This is a genomic window from Saccharopolyspora sp. NPDC050389, assembly GCF_040655595.1.
GTDB lineage: Bacteria > Actinomycetota > Actinomycetes > Mycobacteriales > Pseudonocardiaceae > Saccharopolyspora.
This window is the reverse complement of the sequence record NZ_JBFAKG010000008.1, coordinates 148,915-165,067: the sequence shown is the minus strand read 5'-3', so window position 1 is coordinate 165,067 and position 16,153 is coordinate 148,915. Positions and strand designations below refer to the sequence as shown.

The 16,153-nt window shown below is 70.7% G+C and carries 13 protein-coding genes; 6 read left to right on the top strand and 7 right to left on the bottom strand.

From position 1 onward, the window contains the following. Positions 1 to 150: 150 nt before the first annotated feature. From AB0I53_RS07885 to AB0I53_RS07875, 3 genes are all read right to left on the bottom strand, one after another. Positions 151 to 1,128, bottom strand: a complete 978-nt coding sequence (locus AB0I53_RS07885; protein ID WP_358598176.1) for a cation diffusion facilitator family transporter — start codon at positions 1,126 to 1,128, stop codon at positions 151 to 153. 73 nt (positions 1,129 to 1,201) lie between these two features. Next, on the bottom strand, positions 1,202 to 2,137 hold the full coding sequence (locus AB0I53_RS07880; RefSeq protein ID WP_358598173.1) for a dihydrodipicolinate synthase family protein: 936 nt from the start codon (positions 2,135 to 2,137) through the stop codon (positions 1,202 to 1,204). 35 nt (positions 2,138 to 2,172) lie between these two features. Beyond that, positions 2,173 to 3,129, bottom strand: a complete 957-nt coding sequence (locus AB0I53_RS07875) for a LysR family transcriptional regulator (protein WP_358598170.1) — start codon at positions 3,127 to 3,129, stop codon at positions 2,173 to 2,175. 131 nt (positions 3,130 to 3,260) lie between these two features. Here AB0I53_RS07875 and AB0I53_RS07870 point away from each other — a divergent pair, with 131 nt between their 5' ends. From AB0I53_RS07870 to yidC, 3 genes are all read left to right on the top strand, one after another. Continuing rightward, a complete protein-coding gene (locus AB0I53_RS07870; protein WP_358598167.1) occupies positions 3,261 to 4,580 on the top strand; it encodes an MFS transporter in 1,320 nt (439 codons plus the stop codon). Beyond that, positions 4,577 to 5,971 (top strand): FAD-binding oxidoreductase, encoded by a 1,395-nt coding sequence (locus tag AB0I53_RS07865; protein ID WP_358598165.1) that lies wholly within the window; start codon positions 4,577 to 4,579, stop codon positions 5,969 to 5,971. Before AB0I53_RS07870 ends, AB0I53_RS07865 begins: the two co-directional genes overlap by 4 nt. A gap of 180 nt (positions 5,972 to 6,151) precedes the next feature. Continuing rightward, positions 6,152 to 7,195, top strand: coding sequence for a membrane protein insertase YidC (gene yidC / locus AB0I53_RS07860; RefSeq protein WP_358598162.1), 1,044 nt, complete (start codon positions 6,152 to 6,154; stop codon positions 7,193 to 7,195). Positions 7,196 to 7,276: 81 nt separating this feature from the next. On the opposite strand, the gene AB0I53_RS07855 is transcribed toward yidC, so the two are convergent. Continuing rightward, positions 7,277 to 7,924: a class F sortase gene (locus AB0I53_RS07855; RefSeq protein ID WP_358598159.1), complete on the bottom strand. Its 648-nt coding sequence runs from the start codon at positions 7,922 to 7,924 to the stop codon at positions 7,277 to 7,279. Then, the gene (locus AB0I53_RS07850; protein ID WP_358598156.1) at positions 7,921 to 9,339 is read right to left on the bottom strand and encodes a hypothetical protein; all 1,419 of its coding nucleotides are present in this window, start codon (positions 9,337 to 9,339) and stop codon (positions 7,921 to 7,923) included. Before AB0I53_RS07850 ends, AB0I53_RS07855 begins: the two co-directional genes overlap by 4 nt. A 426-nt stretch (positions 9,340 to 9,765) precedes the next feature. Here AB0I53_RS07850 and AB0I53_RS07845 point away from each other — a divergent pair, with 426 nt between their 5' ends. Continuing rightward, entirely contained in the window at positions 9,766 to 10,557 is a 792-nt protein-coding gene (locus AB0I53_RS07845) for a Bax inhibitor-1/YccA family protein (protein ID WP_358598153.1), read from the top strand. Positions 10,558 to 10,945: 388 nt separating this feature from the next. Here AB0I53_RS07845 and AB0I53_RS07840 read toward each other — a convergent pair whose 3' ends face one another. Together AB0I53_RS07840 and AB0I53_RS07835 are read right to left on the bottom strand one after the other, a co-directional pair. Beyond that, positions 10,946 to 12,166 carry an acetyl-CoA C-acetyltransferase gene (locus AB0I53_RS07840; protein WP_358598151.1) on the bottom strand — a complete coding sequence of 407 codons (1,221 nt, stop codon included), beginning with the start codon at positions 12,164 to 12,166 and terminating at the stop codon, positions 10,946 to 10,948. Positions 12,167 to 12,326: 160 nt separating this feature from the next. Next, on the bottom strand, positions 12,327 to 13,253 hold the full coding sequence (locus AB0I53_RS07835) for an SGNH/GDSL hydrolase family protein (protein WP_358598148.1): 927 nt from the start codon (positions 13,251 to 13,253) through the stop codon (positions 12,327 to 12,329). Positions 13,254 to 13,500: 247 nt separating this feature from the next. Here AB0I53_RS07835 and AB0I53_RS07830 point away from each other — a divergent pair, with 247 nt between their 5' ends. Then, complete coding sequence (locus tag AB0I53_RS07830) at positions 13,501 to 14,868, top strand: cystathionine beta-synthase (RefSeq protein WP_358598145.1); 1,368 nt, start codon at positions 13,501 to 13,503, stop codon at positions 14,866 to 14,868. A gap of 102 nt (positions 14,869 to 14,970) precedes the next feature. Continuing rightward, a complete protein-coding gene (locus tag AB0I53_RS07825) occupies positions 14,971 to 16,044 on the top strand; it encodes a hypothetical protein (RefSeq protein WP_358598142.1) in 1,074 nt (357 codons plus the stop codon). Positions 16,045 to 16,153 lie beyond the last annotated feature (109 nt).

Genomic DNA, 16,153 nt, shown 5'->3' with positions numbered 1-16,153 from the left:
CACCACACCACCATGGTCCACTGGGCCGCCATCATCCAGATGACCCGCCGCCTCACCCGCCTACCACAACCCACCCAACAACATCCAAAACAGCCTCTATAGCAGCCCAAAAGACTCACGGCCCCATACGCAACCCTCAGGTCAGTGCACCTAGAGCGGGTGGCCGTAGCGGGCGAGGACCCGGGCGCGCAGCTCCGGGTCGTTGCGCGGCACCGGTTCCAGGAACACCTCGTCCAGTTCCGTGAATTCGGCGCGCAGCATCGAGTCGATGCGCACCACGGCGCGTTCCAGCTCGGTGGAGTCGAGCGTCGCGGCGAAGTCCAGGCGGGCGCAGAACAGCACCCGGTCGGTGCCGGTGTTCATGGACAGCACGTCCACCACGAAGTCCACCTCGGGCTGCTCCGCGAGCCTGCTCCGCACCGCCGCCAGCAGCCGCCGGTCGGCCTGCTGGCCGATCAGCAGGCCGAGGTTGGTGCGGGCCATGGTGTACGCGACCGCGGCCAGCAGCGCGCCGATCGCGAGCGAGGCGAGCCCGTCCCAGGCGCTGGACCCGGTGAGCTGGTGCAGCCCGAGCCCGGCGAACGCGAGCAGCAGCCCGGCCAGCGCGGCGCTGTCCTCCAGCAGCACCGTCTTCACCGTCGGATCGTCGGAAACCCGCAGGTGGTGGAGGACCTTGTCGCCGCTCTCGGCGGCCTCGGCCCGCACCTGCCGCATCGCGCGCAGCCAGGACACGCCCTCCAGGACGAACGCGAGCGCGAGCACGACGTAGCCGACCAGCGGTTGGGTCTGCTCCTCCGGCGGGCCGAGCAGGGTGCGGAAGCCTTCGATGAAGGCGAAGACGGCGCCAGAGACGAAGATGCTGATCGCGGCGATCAGCGACCAGAAGTACCGCTCCTTGCCGTAGCCGAACGGGTGGCGGGCGTCGGCGGGCTTGCCGGAGCGCCGCAGCGCGGTCAGCAGGAACACCTCGGTGCAGGTGTCCGCCACCGAGTGCGCGGCCTCGGAGAGCATCGCGGCCGATCCGGTGACCACCCCGGCGAACGCTTTCATGGCGGCGATGGCCAGGTTGATGCCCAGCGCCACCAGCACCGTGAGCGTGCTCTCGCCGCCCTTGTCCGCGTCCGCCATCGTCGACTCCCGGTCCTCGTCGCTCCGGCGAACACGCTAAGCGCGCCGAGGCGGGCAGGCCCGTCAGGGCCGGTCACGCCGCGAGTCGGGCCTCCCGCAGCGCCGCGCGGATCGCGTCCAGTGCGTCCGGGTCGGTGATCGGCAGCTTCGGCGCGCGGGGCAGCCCGGCGGGCTGGCCGAGCAGGTTCATGGCGGCCTTGAGCGACGCCTGCATGCCGCCGTAGCGCCAGTTGTAGCCGTCGGTGTCCGCGCCGCGCAGCCGGGACATCAGCCGGGCGTTGGTGTCGGCGATCTCGGCGGCCTCGTCGAGCCGCCCCTGCCACGCCAGCTCGAAGAATTGCGGCATCCGCTCGCCGAGCAGCATTCCGGAGCCGAAGTGCCCGTCGCCGCCGAAACCGCCTGCGATGACGGAAAGTCCCAGCCGGGAAAGCAGGTTCCCGAACACCAGAACCCGATCCGAGACCGCCTCGATGGTTGCGTAGAACGTCCGGTCGTCGGGAGTGCTCTGCTTGATCGCCACGACGTTCGGGATTGCCACGAGCTCGTCGAGCTGCTCGATCGCGATGTCCGCCGCGGCGTCCTGCGGGAAGTTGTACAGCCAGGCGGGAAGGCTCGTGGCGCCGAAGACGTCCGCGTAGTACTGGTGCAGTTCGCGCGCGGTGGGCCGAACGCCCGCGGGCGGCGCCGCCATCACCGCATCGGCACCGATCTCCTCGGCGTGCTGGGCGAGCTCGACAGCGTTCGCGGTGCGCGGGTGCATCACGCCGACGATCACCGGCACCCGCCCGGCCGTCGCTTCGACGGCCGCCGCCGCCAGCTGCTTGCGCTCGTCGAGGGTCTGCAGCGGCCATTCGCCGGTGCTGCCGTTGACCAGCAGCCCGTGCACGCCCTGGCGCACGAACAGCTCGACCGTCGCCCGGAAGGCCGGCAGGTCCAGTTCGCCGGAGGCGGCGAACGGCGTGGGCAGGGCGCTGAAGTAGCCGCGCCAGGCGACGTCGGTGCGGTCCATGGTGATCCCTTCGTGACGGCGTGCCGATCACGACGCTAGGACCGCGCCGATGCCTCGCCGTTGCGATTTGCGCTGCGATCGATGCCCGAATCGGCATGGTCGCGTTCGAAGTTCTTCAGCAGGTGCCGCAGGTTCAGCAGCACCGGGCTGGATTCGCCACGCCGCCAGGTCAGCATCACCGTCGACTTCGCCGGATTTCCCCGCAGCCGCGCGAACTTCACGCCGGGCCGCGGAATTCGGGAGAGCTGGCCGGAAACCAGCGCGACGCCCTCGCCGGCGGCCACCAGCGTCAGCAGCATCGGGGTGCTCTGCGCCTGGTGCCGCACGGTCGGCGTGAAACCGGCCGCCGCGCAGCCGGTGAGCGTCGCGGTGATCATGCCCTGGCCGAGATCCCGCCGGTAGATGACGAACTCCTCGTCGGCGAGCTCGGCGAGGTCGATCTCGGGCGAGTCCAGCCGGTGCGCGATCGGCAGCGCCGCGACGAGGTCGTCGTTGCCCACCGGGTCGAAGTCCAGCTCCGGGTCGACGTTCGCCGGGGCGCGCAGCAGGCCGCAGTCGATGGTGCCGGTGCGCAGCGCCTCGACCTGCTCGTCCGTGTGCAGCTCGTGGAGCTGCAGGTCGAGGTCGGCGTGCAGCTGCCGCAGGCCGCGCAGCACACGCGGCAGGAGGTCGATGGCCAGCGGCTCGACGTATCCGATCGCGAGCCGGCCGATCTGCCCCTGCTCCGCCCGCCGGGCGATGTCGCGCGCCCGGTCCAGCCGGGCGAGCACGCCGGTCAGCTCGGCGGCGAACGCCGCGCCCGCCGCCGTCAGCTCCACCCGCCGGGAACTGCGGTCCAGCAGCCGGACCCCGATCGTCTGCTCCAGGGCCTGGAGGTGCCGGGTCAGTGGGGGCTGGGTCAGGTGCAGCCGCTGCGCCGCCCGGCCGAAGTGCAGTTCCTCGGCGAGCACCTGGAAGACCCGGAGCTGCTGGACCGTCGGATCGTTAGCCATCTCGGCATTGATGCAGGAGAAACGGGCAATGGTCAACAGCCGGGCCGGGACTAGCGTCGCCGTATCCACCGCGACGGGCTCGGGTGCCCGGCAGCTGTCCGCACCCGCCCGCTTCCAGCGAAGGGGCCTCCATGGCTGAGCAAGCACGAACGGCTCCGGTGCGGCTGCGCCGGGTGATCGCCGCCGCCGGCATCGGCAACTTCGTCGAATGGTTCGACTTCAGCCTCTACGGTTTCCTCGCCCCGGTGCTGGCCGCCCAGTTCTTCCCGAACTCGGATCCGGCGGCATCGCTGCTGGCCACCTTCGCGGTCTTCGGTCTCGCGTTCTTCGTGCGGCCGCTGGGCGCGCTGTACTTCGGGCGGATGGGCGACCGGGTCGGCCGCCGGACGACGCTGTCGATCATCGTGCTGCTGATGTCCGGGTCGACGGCGGTGATCGGCCTGCTGCCGACCTACGCCGCGATCGGCGTGGGCGCCCCGCTGCTGCTGCTCCTCTTGCGCTTGCTGCAAGGCTTTTCCGCCGGCGGCGAGTTCACCGGGGCGTCGGTGCTGATCGTCGAGTACGCGCCGCCGCACCGCCGCGGGCTCTACATGAGCGCGCTGTCCGTCTCGACGTTCGCCGCATCCGCCCTCGGCGTCATGATCACCGCCGCGCTGACCAGCGGGGTCGGCGTCGAGGCGATGCAGACGTGGGGTTGGCGGGCGCTGTTCCTGCTCTCGCTGCCCCTCGGACTGGTCGGCCTCTACCTGCGGTTGAAGGTCGAGGAGACGCCCGAGTTCAAGCGGCTGGAGCACGCCGCCGACGTCGAGCAGGCGCCGCTGGCCGAGGCGTTGCGCACGCAGCGCAAGCCGATCGCCACCCTGTTCGTGCTGATCATGATCAACTCGGTGGCGTTCTACGTGCTGGGCACCTACTGGCCCACGTTCCTCTCCCAGCACGCCGGGATGGCCCGCACCGACGCGCTGTGGTCTTCGGCCGCGGCCTACGGCGTGCTGATCGTGACCGCGCCGCTGCACGGCTACCTGGCCGATCGCTTCGGCCGGAAACCGATGATGGTGTACGCGACCGTGGGGTTCGCGGTGATCGCGATCCCCGGATTCCTGCTCTCCGCGCAGGGCACGTTCTGGGCGGCCTTCCTCGGCCAGGCGCTGTTCGCGCTGATGGCCGGCGCGATGAGCCCGGTGAACAGCCTGATCACCGCGGAGCTCTTCCCGCCGCACGTCCGCTACAGCTCCGGTGCCATCGGGCAGAACCTGGCGTACCTGGTCTTCGGCGGCACCGCGCCGTACGTCTGCACGTTCCTGATCGCCGCCACCGGTTCGGGGCTGTCGCCGGCGATCTACATCGCCGCGATCGCGGTGGTTTCCGCGCTGGGCGCCATCTTCATGCTCCGGGAGACCAAACCGGCCGAGGCGCCGTTCCGGGACCGGGTCGTGGAAGGTGCGTCGTGACGGGGCTCGCGGAGTTGCGGTCGATCGTCGGCGCGGCCGGCCTGCTGCCGCCGGGCGCCGACCTGCGGCGCTACGAGATCGCGCCGAACCTGCTCACCGGTTCGGCCGCGTTCCTGGTCCGTCCGTCCACAGTGGATGAAATCAGGGCCGTCCTCGCCTGGGCCAGGAGGAACGCCACCAGGCTTGTCGTGCAGGGCGCGAACTCGGGGCTGGTCGGCGCGGGGCTGCCGGACGCCTCCGGCGCCTGGGGAGTGCTTTCCACCGAACGCCTGCGGCAACCGTTCGCGGTGGATCCGCGGGCGCGGACGCTCACCGCGGGCGCCGGGTGGCGGCTGGACGAGATCAACGAGCGGCTGGCGGAGCATTCGCTGCAATTGCCCGTCGAGGTCGGGTCGAGCCCGTCGGTCGGCGGCATGGTCGCCACCAACACGGCCGGTTCGCACGTCATCCGCTACGGCGACGTTCGCCGGCGGCTCCTCGGCGTGCAGGCCGTGGTGCCCGACGACCGGGGCACGGTCTTCGACCGGCTCAAGCCGCTGCGGAAGTGCAACGAGGGCCTCGATGTCAGCCAGCTGTTCGTCGGCACCGGCGGCGAGTACGGCGTGGTGACCGCGGCGAGCTTCGAGCTGGCGCCGCTGCCGCGCAGCCGGGCGGCCGCGTGGCTGGCGGTGGAGGAGGACCGGATGCCGGACGTGCTGAGCGTCTTCGAGCATTCCTGCGCGGAATGGCTCTCCGCCTGCGAGGTCGCCTCGCCGTCGGCGCTCGCGCTGCTCGCCGACCGGCACGGCGCGCTGCTCCGCAGAGTCCCGTTGCCGCACCACCACGCGATGCTGGTGGAGATCGGGGCACCGGACGGCTCGGCGGAGGAGCGCCTGCTCGCGGTGCTCGCCGAGTTGGACGAGCGCGGTTGGCTGATCGGCGCGCAGGTGGGCGGCCCGGCCGAGATGTGGCAGGTGCGCCACACCATCCCGGAGATCACCGAGCGGATGAGCCCCGTGTGGAGCTTCGACGTGTCCACGCCGCGCAGCGAGATCGCCGCGTTCCGGCGCGACGTGCTCGCGCGCCTCGCCGCCCGGCACCCGGAGATCACGCCGATCGAGCTCGGCCACTTCGGCGACGGCGGGCTGCACCTGATCCTGCCGCTGCCCGTGCCGGTCGCCGCCGATCCCGACGCGGTCGACGCCCTGCGCCGGCTCGTCTACGACACGGCGGTGCAAGACCACGGCGGCACCTTCAGCGCGGAGCACGGCGTCGGGCCGAAGAACGCGGATATGTACCAGCGCTACGTGTCGGAGGACGTGCGCGAACTCTCGGCGGCGCTGAAGCGGCGCTTCGACCCGGACGAGATCCTCGGCTGGTCGCTCTCGTCACCGGACCGGGTGAGCAGGTGAAACGGGGTCGGTCCCGCCGCGCGGCCGACTTGCGTCGCGCCACATTTCCAGGGGGTGGCGGCCGTGTTATGCCCGGGCATGGCACCCTTGGGTTGGCTGTTCCTGCATTCCGCATGGGTACGGCTGCGCACGTACGCCCCGGTAGCGCCGGATAGCCGGGCCATGACCTGGAGTGGCTGAGTGGAAAGTTTTTTCTCCTTCATCCTCTACCCGGTGTCGGCGATCTTGTGGTTCTGGCACAAGATCTTCGGCGCCGTGCTCGGGCCGGACAACGGCTTCGCCTGGGCTCTTTCGGTGTTCTTCCTGGTGTTCTCGCTGCGCGTGGTGCTGCTGAAGCCGGCGATCAGCCAGCTGCGCGCGGGCCGCAAGATGGCGAAGTTCGCGCCGCAGATCCAGAAGCTGCGCGAGAAGTACAAGGGCGACCGCCAGCGCATGGCGCAGGAGATGCAGAAGCTGCAGTCCGAGCACGGGGTCAACCCGCTCGGCGGCTGCCTGCCCGCGCTGCTGCAGATCCCGGTGTTCCTGAGCCTGTTCCACGTCCTGCGGAATTTCACGCCGGGCGCGCAGAGCAACTTCATCTTCGACCGGGCTGGCGTCGAGTCGTTCATCAACGCCGACATCTTCGGCGCCAAGCTGTCGAACTGGATCACCCAGTCCGACGCCGAGCTCGCGCTGTTCGGCACCGACCGGACGTCCATGATGGTCGTCGGCATCCCGCTGATGCTCGTCGCTTCGGTGGCCACGTTCTTCACCATGCGGCTGTCGGTCAAGAAGCAGACCGACGCGGCGATGGCCAACCCGCAGTCGGCCATGATGGCCAAGTTCATGATGTACATCGCGCCGATCGGCGCGATCATCTCCGGCTGGTTCCTGCCGATCGCGGTGCTGCTGTACTGGCTGGCCAACAACGTCTGGACGCTGGGCCAGCAGCACTTCCTGACCAAGAAGATCGACCGCGAGCAGGAGCGCGAGAAGGCCAAGGAGATCGAGGCCAAGAAGGCGGCGCCGCGGCCGAAGCCGGGGCAGAAGCCGGTGCGCGCCGACGCCAAGAACGACGAAGAGGACGCGGAGCCGGCCGCCGCGACGACGAGCAGCGCGAAGCCGGCCGGTGGCGGCGGCAACGGTCAGCGGCCGGGCAACCGGCCGGGCGGCAAGAAGAGCCAGCCGAAGAACCGGCCGGGTAAGCAGGCCGCATCGGCGAAGAAGGGCAAGAAGAGACGCTGAGCCGCCCGGGGCGAAGGCTCCGGAAGACGGCGAAAGGGCCGGTGGGCAAGACCCACCGGCCCTTTCACGTGTTCTGGCCCGCTACTCCGGGGTGGCTACGACGATGCGGTTCTCGTCGTAGCCGAGGTCACCGCCGACGTAGCGTCCGCCGCAGGTCACCAGCACCAGGCGATGCGCGCCGCCCTGGCCGAACAGCTCGCGGGCCCGGCCGGGCAGCTCGTCCTTGTCCACCGTGACGACCTCCGACACCCGGTACCGGTACTCCCGGCCGTCGTCGTCGACGACGGTGACCTGCTCGCCGGTCCGCGATTCCCACAGCTCGGCGAACGGGCCGACGGCGCCCTTCCAGTTGACGTGCCCGGCGAGCACCGTCGCGCCCTTCGGCGCGTCCAGCCCGGCGCCCCACCAGGTCGCCTCGCCGACGCCGTCCGGCACCGGCAGGGTTCCCGAGCGGTCGATCTCCTTGCGCACGAGTTCCGCCGTGCCGCCCTGCGGCAGCCGGATCGTGCCCGGCTGCTGCCCGGCAGGCACGTGCACCGGCTGGGCGGGCAGGGCCTGCGGAGCGACGGCCGCGGCGTGCGGTGCCGGTTCCGCCGGGGAGACCGGGACGGTCAGGGCGGCCGGCTGATCGCCGCCGAACAGGCCGCCGGCGATCACGACGACCGCCGCGACCAGCCCGATAATCCCGGCTGCTACCAGCGCGAACAGGGAACGTCGAGACTTGCTCACTGCTGCCGCCCCGCTCCGATCCGGCGGCGCACCGCCACCGCGCCGAAGGCCGCGACCAAGGTCAGGCCGGCCAGGCCGCCGAGCAGCCCGGCGGGCGTTCCGCCCTCCGCCGGGGTCGGGTCACCGGCCGGGATGTGGATCGGCACGGTCGGCGTGTTCGCCTTGTTGGTCAGGCTCAGCTCCAGCGTCTCGCCGGGCTTGACGGTGCCGGTCACCGACGGCGGGTTCGCCTCGTCGAACGCCTCCTCGTAGCCCGTCGCGGGCGCGACCTCGGTGAGCTTGATGTCCTGCGGGGTGCGCAGGTCGGGAACGGTGACGGTGCCGTCCTCACCCGTGACCACGACGAGGGGCTGCCCGTCCTCGCCGAACAGCGGCGTGCCGTCCTGGCGCAGCGCGGGCGAGCCGTCCGCGGCGGTCACGCGCAGCGAGACGCCGGCGATGCCGGCCTGGCTCTCCGCGTCGACCTTGCCGACGTGCACCACGCCGGGCGCGGTCACCGCGGTGGCGGTGGCCTCGACGGAGAGCTCCTGCTCCCCGCCGGTGGACACGACGCGCTGGGTCGTGTCGGGCTGGTTGACGGCCTGCCGCACGTACGGCCGCTCGGCCGGCGCGGACAGCTTGCCGGTGATCTTCGGGTTCGGGCCGGTCGGCGTGACCTTCAGCGTCAGCGGGCTGCCGTCCTTCGGAGTGGTGACGGTGCCGTCGGCGTCGAGGCCCTCGACCGTCGCGTCGGTCAGCGCGAGCTCGACCGGCACGCCGCCGACACCCTTCTCATCCGCGCGCTGCACCACGAGGCTCCAGTCGGCGGCCTGGCCGATGGTCTGATCGCCCTCGGGCGCGGTGAGCTGGGCCTTCCAGGGGCCCCGGTTCGCCGCGGCTTCCGCCTTGAGCTCGTCGACCGCGGCCTGCGCGCCCTGCGGCAGCTTGGCGAAGTGGGCGTCGGCGTCGTAGCCGATGCGCTTGAAGTCGTTGTCCGGGTCGAGGTCAGCCTGGCTGCGCGGCGCGGCGGTCCACGAGTGCAGCAGGTGCGCGAGCGCGGCGGCCTCGTCCGGCGACTGCGTGTTGCCGTAGCGCAGCAGCAGGTAGGAGATGTTCGCCGCCACGTCGTCCGGGATCTTCGTGCCCCACTTGGTCTTGAGCTCGTCGCCCGGCTGGTACTCCTCGCCGCTGTCCGGCGCGGTCAGCGCGAACTGCACGCACCAGACCTGCTGCCCGTTGACGAGGTAGGAGCCCAACCAGTCGCGTTCCGGTTCGGGGTTGTTTCGGTACGGCTGCCCGGGCCGGGTCTCGTGGCCGATCGCCTCCTGCGGGTCGGCGCTAGCGGCGCCTGGGAGGGCGTGCCCGGACCCCGTGAGCAAGGTGCCCCCCGCGAGCACGGCGGTGCCAAGCACCGCCGTGAGCCATTTCCTGAACATGCGCATGCAGCTCCAGTTCCGGTGGTGGAGTGAGAGGCGCCACGTGCTCGTTCTGCGAACCCCGACCAGGAGCACGGGTCGCCTCACGCGATACTTCCGATCACGGAGTGTGTCCACAAGAGGTCATTAGATGGACCTTTCCGGTTACTGCGCGCCGAAGATCGCACACGTATCGTTCGATTTGATCACCCGTTAGGCCGCACCGCGGGCGATGGCGGCGCCCGGTGCCTACCGGACGCAGCGCCGGTGATCGGTTGGCGACGGGACGTGATCGTTACTGTTCGCGAAATCGATACCCAGTAGTTCCCCGCCTCGATGGGGAGCGGCGAGATCGAACGGTAAAGTCGGTTTTACCGAAACGGGAACCGGTCAACGCCCCCGATCGTTGTTCCGAGTGACGGCGCAAGCACGCCCCAGGAGGATGAGTTGCGCACAACGAGCAACCCAGCGTTCCGCAACCTGCCGACGACCGGCGGTTACGCGAACTTCAACTACGGCCAGGGGCAGCAGACTGCACCCTTTGGCCAGGCGCCGGTTGCGCCGCCGCAGACCGCGCGACCAATGACCATCGACGACGTGGTCACCAAGACCGCGATCACGCTCGGCCTGGCGGTGATCACCGGCACGCTGACCTACCTGGTCGGGCCGCCGGCCGTCGCGCTGGCGCTGCCGGCCGCGATCATCGGCCTGGTGATCTCGCTGGTCATCATCTTCAAGAAGAAGATCAGCCCGGCGCTGGTCATCGCCTACTCGGCTGTCGAGGGCGTGTTCCTCGGCGGCATCAGCTACGTGTTCGGCTCGCTGTTCTCACCGGGGATCATCATCCAGGCCATCGCGGGCACCATCGGTGTCTTCGCGGCCATGCTGGTGGTCTACAAGACCGGTGCGATCCGCGTCACCCCGAAGCTGACCAAGTGGATCATCGGCGCCCTCGCCGGTGTCGCGGTGCTGATGCTGGTCAACATGATCGCCAGCTTCTTCACCCCGGGCGGACTGGGGCTGCGTGACGGCGGCGGGCTCGCGATCGCCTTCAGCCTGGTGTGCATCGGCATCGCGGCGTTCAGCTTCCTGCTCGACTTCGACGCCGCGGACAAGGCGATCAAGGGCGGCGTGGACGCCAAGTTCGCCTGGTACATCGCCTTCGGCCTGATGACCACCCTGGTCTGGCTCTACCTGGAAATCCTCCGCCTGCTCTCGTACTTCCAGAGCAGCGACTGACCCCCAGGTCCCTGACCTGAAACGGGGCACCATCGTCCAACGGACGGTGGTGCCCCGTTTCTTGTTCGGGTGCCCGCTTCGATGATGCAGACCGGCGGTGACCTGGCAGGAGGCCTGGCTGGCGTCAGGCAAGCGGCGAAGCCGCTTCCCGAGGTGAACCGCTACCGCGAGGCTCAAGGCGAGGCCCGCCGAAGCCGCCGCAAGCGGCGCAGCCGCTTAGCCCACGCACGCAACTCGCACCGCCGCGGGTTCTCAGAGGCCTTCTCGCGAGGACAGCCCCGACGCGACGTATTGGTCATACGTGTGTCGGGGATCCCGGAGTCGAGAAGGCCTCTGAGGTTCCGCTACTCGCACCGCTACGGAAAACGAGCCTGGAACCGAAAAGGAATCAGGAGAGGCGCTCCAGGACCATCGCCATGCCCTGGCCGCCGCCGACGCACATGGTCTCCAGACCGAACTGCTTGTCGTGCCACTGCAGCGAGTTGATCAGCGTCGTGGTGATCCGGGCGCCCGTCATGCCGAACGGGTGGCCCACCGCGATCGCGCCGCCGTTGACGTTCAGCTTCTCCAGCGGGATGCCCAGGTCCTGGTAGGACGGGATCACCTGGGCGGCGAACGCCTCGTTGATCTCCACCAGGTCGATGTCGCCGATGCCCAGCCCGGCGCGCTTGAGCGCCTGCTTGGACGCCTCCACCGGGCCGAGGCCCATGATCTCCGGCGACAGGCCGGAAACGCCGGTCGACACGACCCGCGCCAGCGGGGTCAGGCCGAGCTGCTTGGCCTTCGTGTCGCTCATGATCACCAGCGCGGCGGCGCCGTCGTTGAGCGGGCAGCAGTTGGCCGCGGTGATCCGGCCGTCCGGGCGGAACACCGGCTTGAGCCCGGAGACGCCCTCCTTGGTTACGCCGGCCCGCGGCCCGTCGTCGGCGTCGACGACCTTGCCGTCGGGAGTGGTGACCGGAGTGATCTCGCGGCTCCAGAAGCCGTTGGCGATCGCCTTCTCGGCCAGGTTCTGGGAGCGGACGCCGAAGTCGTCCATCTCGTCGCGGCTGATGCCCTTGAGTCGGGCGAGGTTCTCGGCCGTCTGCCCCATCGGGATGTAGACGTCCGGGACCACGTCGAGCGTGCGCGGGTCGGTCCAGGCGTCCGCGCCCTGCTCGGCGGTCTGCTGGGTGCGCGCCTGGGCCTCGGCGAACAGCGGGTTCTTGGTGTCCTCCAGCGAGTCGGAGTTGCCCTTGGCGAACCGGGACACCATCTCGACGCCGGCGCTGATGAACACGTCGCCCTCGCCGGCCTTGATCGCGTGCAGCGCCATCCGGGTGGTCTGCAGGCTCGACGAGCAGTAGCGGGTGACGGTGGTGCCGGGCAGCTCGTCCTGGCCGAGCAGCACGGCGACCACGCGCGCCATGTTGTAGCCCTGCTCGCCGCCGGGCAGGCCGCAGCCCAGCATCAGGTCGTCGATCTCGGCCGGGTTCAGCTCGGGCACCTTGTCCAGCGCGGCGCGGATGATCTGCGCGGTGAGGTCGTCCGGCCGGAAGTCCTTCAGCGAGCCCTTGCCTGCTCGGCCGATGGGGGAGCGTGCGGTGGCGACGATGACTGCTTCGGGCATGGGAACTCCTTTGTTCGCGGTCGCGGAAAGCCGAGCGACCGCCTCAGGGCGACATGGCCTACCGATCGGTCACTTTAGATCCGGTACCGCCATCTTCGCGGTGATGACGGTCACCGGACAAGCCCCAAACCGACCGGTCAGTACGCCGCTTCGGGTGAGCTCAGGAGTTCCCGCGGTGGTGCAGCCTGCGGTTGAGCCGCGCCACGATCCGGCTGGTCGGGCGGCGCGCCTCGGCCGCCTTCGACCTGGTCGGAGCGGGCGGCAGCGGGCCGCCCTGCCACTCGCCGATCACCGAGCACATCGCAGGCAGCAGGATCGTCGCCGCCGCCTCGTAGCCGGCCGCCGACGGGTGGAACCGATCCGGGCTGAAGAACTCACCCGGCCGCGCCAGGAACTCCGGCGACAGCAGGTCCGCCAGCGGCACCGCGCGCCCGCCGGCCGCCTCCACCACGCGCCGCTGCGCGCGGCCGAGCGCGAGGCTCCAGTGCCGGGCGATGGAGCGCAGCGGCTGCGGGATCGGCCGGATCGCGCCCAGGTCCGGGCAGGTGCCGACGACGACGGCGACGCCCGCGTCGGCCAGCCGCCGCACCCCGTCGCCGAGCAGTTCCGCGCAGGCCGACACCGGCAGCTTCGAGGTGACGTCGTTGGCCCCGATGATGATCAGCACCAGCTTCGGCGGGCGCAGCAGCGCGGCGTCCACCTGCGCGGCCAGCTCCTGCGACGTGGTGCCGACGATCGCGTACGTGGTCAGCGCGACCGGCCTGTCGAGCTCCTCGGCCAGGCCGCGGGCCAGCCGCACCCCGGGCAGATCCGCCTGGAAGTCGACGCCGAGCCCCGCCGCGGCGGAGTCGCCGAGCACGGCGAACTCCAGCGGCTCGGAGCCGTCGGAGAGCTCACTGCGCGGCACCGGGCCGATGCCGCTGGGCAGGTGGATGCCGTCGGCGCGCAGGGGATCGTTGGCCGGTGGGCCGATCACCCGCCGCGCGTACCCGGCCTGCCCGTTGAGCAGCCCGTACGCCGCGCCGGAAAGTCCGCCGGCGGTGCCCGCCGCCAGCAGTGCGAGCCGGAATGCCTTCGCCGCGATCATTCGGCCCTCCCTCACCAGTCCTGCGGCCGGGTCGCGGCCGCGCCAACGGGGGATGGGAAATGGTCACCCACATCGCCCCGGATCCGCGCAGCGAATTCCCCCGTCACTGGCAAGACGCGGCGCGGACCGAAATCGTTCCCTGACCGTGTGTCGCGTTCCAGGTCCCTTGGGTTAGCCGGTGACCAGGCGATTAGGCTCGACGTCACACACCCGGCGAGCAGCAGTCACGAAGGATCGAGGACCGGACGTGGACTACGTCGAGCACGTCACCGAACTGGTGGGCAACACACCCCTGGTGCGGCTTAACGCGGTGGCCAGCGGGCAGACCCCTGTGCTGGCCAAGGTCGAGTACCTGAACCCCGGCGGCAGCGTGAAGGACCGCATCGCGCTGCGCATGATCGAGGCCGCCGAGGCATCCGGCGAACTGCGCCCCGGCGGCACCATCGTGGAGCCCACCTCCGGCAACACCGGCGTGGGACTGGCGATGGTCGCCCAGCGCAAGGGCTACCGCTGCGTGTTCGTCTGCCCGGACAAGGTCAGCGAGGACAAGCGCAACGTCCTCAAGGCCTACGGCGCGGAGGTCGTGGTGTGCCCGACGGCGGTGCCGCCGGAGCACCCGGACTCCTATTACAACGTCTCCGACCGCCTGGTCCAGGAGATCGAGGGCGCCTGGAAGCCGAACCAGTACGCCAACCCGGCCAACCCGGAGTCGCACGTGCACTCCACCGGCCCGGAGATCTGGGAGCAGACCGGCGGCAAGGTGACGCACTTCGTGGCAGGCATCGGCACCGGCGGCACCATCTCCGGCACCGGCTCGTACCTGAAGAAGGTCTCCGACGGCCGGGTGCAGGTCGTCGGCGCCGACCCGGAGGGCTCGGTCTACTCCGGCGGCAACGGGCGGCCCTACCTGGTCGAAGGCGTCGGCGAAGACTTCTGGCCGACCACTTACGACCGGGACGTCTGCGACCAGATCATCGCGGTCTCCGACGCCGACTCGTTCGAGATGACCCGTCGGCTGGCCCGCGAGGAGGCGCTGCTGGTCGGCGGCTCCTGCGGAATGGCGGTCGCGGCGGCGCTGAAGCTCGCCGAGACGACCGACCCGGACGACGTGATCGTCGTGCTGCTGCCCGACGGCGGCCGCGGCTACCTGACCAAGGTCTTCAACGACTCCTGGATGGCGTCCTACGGCTTCCTCTCGCCGGACCACGGCGGCGGGTCGGTCGGCGACGTGCTGCGCCGCAAGGACGGCACCATCCCGGCCCTGGTGCACGTGCACCCGAGCGAAACCGTGGCCGACGCCGTCGCGATCCTGCGCGAGTTCGGCGTTTCGCAGATGCCGGTGGTCAGCGCGGAGCCGCCGATCATGGCCGCCGAGGTGACCGGCGCGGTCAACGAGCGGGACCTGCTCGACGCGCTGTTCGCCGGCCGCGCGAACCTCGCGGACCGGGTGGAACTGCACATGTCGCCGCCGCTGCCGACCATCGGCGCGGGCGAGGAGATCAGCGCGGCGATGACCGCGCTCGCCGGTGCCGACGGGGCCATGGTGTTGATCGACGGCAAGCCCGCGGGCGTGGTGACCCGGCAGGATGTGCTTGGATTCATCGCCGGCCGATGACGACTTGTTACGGAACGGCACTACGCTGCAGGTCGATCAGCTAGCGTGTGTGATCGCATGCCCAGGACTTCGCATTTTGCCCCGAGGGAGTAGGACAACCCGATGAGCTCTCCGCAGCCGCCGGACGGCGGTCAGCAGGGTTCGGACCCCATCTCGAACCGGATGGACCCGCAGGACCCCAACCAGGCCGGCAGCGACGCGACGCAGGTCGTCAGGCCTGTCCAGCCGCAGGGCCAGCAGCAACCACCGTCCGACTCGACCCAGGTCGTGCCGCCGTCGATGCAGCCGCCGCAGCCGATGTACCAGCAGCCCGGCCTCGCCGGCCAGGGCGCTAGTGCCGAGACGACCGCGATGGTGCCGCCGTCGATGCAGCCGCCGCAGCCGATGTACCAGCAGCCGGGCACCCAGAGCCAGCCGGGAGGCTTCCCGGCGCAGCCGCAGCAAGGCCCGCCCAGCGGCGGCTTCCCGGCCCCGCAGGCCCAGGGCGGCTTCGGCGCCCAGCCGCCGCAGGCGGCCTACGGCCAGCCCGAGAGCCAGGGCCAGGGCAGCAAGGGCCTCGCCCTGACCGCCGGTTGGATCGCAACGGTCATCGGTGGTCTCGGCGTGATCTTCAACCTGATCGCCGTGATCGGTCTCGGGGCCGGATACGCGGCGCTTGAGAACCAGATGGCCGATCTGGAGCAGTACAAGGACCTGGGCATCGAGATGCCCGAGGTCAACCTGCCGCCATTCGGGCTGCTGATGTCGCTCCAGATCGGGCTCCTGGTCGCCAGTCTCGTCTTGCTGGCGGGTGGCATCATGATCATCCTGAAGAAGGGCGTCGGACCGATCCTGGTCGTCGCCGCTTCGGGGCTGTACGCCATTTGCCAGCTGGTGACCCTCTTCACCGGCTGGGTCAGCGGAGTCGGAATCTTCGGCGTCGTCGTCGCAATTTTGATCGCGGCCGCCCTCGCCGTGCTGGCGTTCCTGCCGGGCACCCGGCAGTACATCGCCGCCGCCGGTTCCGGTGTGCCGGCTCCGGCCGCCGCCGGTGGCTTCGGCCAGCCGGGCCAGCCCGGTCAGCCGGGTGGCTTCGGCCAGCCGGGTCAGCCGCAGCAGTTCGGCCAGCCGGGCCAGCAGCCCGGTGGCTTCCCGCCCGCCGGTGGGCAGCAGCCGCCGCAGCCTCCGCAGTGGTGACGAGCTGATCTCCCGAAGCGGGGCCCCCCCACCCCCCGCGGGGGGCGCCGGGCCGTGAGGGCCCCCGGGGGCGGGAGGGGCCCCCGGGGGGGAGCGGCGGACACAGAAT

Excerpts from the sequence above, each read along its gene's own strand:
- AB0I53_RS07885 (WP_358598176.1), bottom strand. The coding sequence starts at position 1,128 with ATGGCGGACGCGGACAAGGGCGGCGAGAGCACGCTCACGGTGCTGGTG.
- AB0I53_RS07880 (WP_358598173.1), bottom strand. The coding sequence starts at position 2,137 with ATGGACCGCACCGACGTCGCCTGGCGCGGCTACTTCAGCGCCCTGCCC.
- AB0I53_RS07875 (WP_358598170.1), bottom strand. The coding sequence starts at position 3,129 with ATGGCTAACGATCCGACGGTCCAGCAGCTCCGGGTCTTCCAGGTGCTC.
- AB0I53_RS07870 (WP_358598167.1), top strand. The coding sequence starts at position 3,261 with ATGGCTGAGCAAGCACGAACGGCTCCGGTGCGGCTGCGCCGGGTGATC.
- AB0I53_RS07850 (WP_358598156.1), bottom strand. The coding sequence starts at position 9,339 with ATGTTCAGGAAATGGCTCACGGCGGTGCTTGGCACCGCCGTGCTCGCG.
- AB0I53_RS07840 (WP_358598151.1), bottom strand. The coding sequence starts at position 12,166 with ATGCCCGAAGCAGTCATCGTCGCCACCGCACGCTCCCCCATCGGCCGA.
- AB0I53_RS07835 (WP_358598148.1), bottom strand. The coding sequence starts at position 13,253 with ATGATCGCGGCGAAGGCATTCCGGCTCGCACTGCTGGCGGCGGGCACC.
- AB0I53_RS07825 (WP_358598142.1), top strand. The coding sequence starts at position 14,971 with ATGAGCTCTCCGCAGCCGCCGGACGGCGGTCAGCAGGGTTCGGACCCC.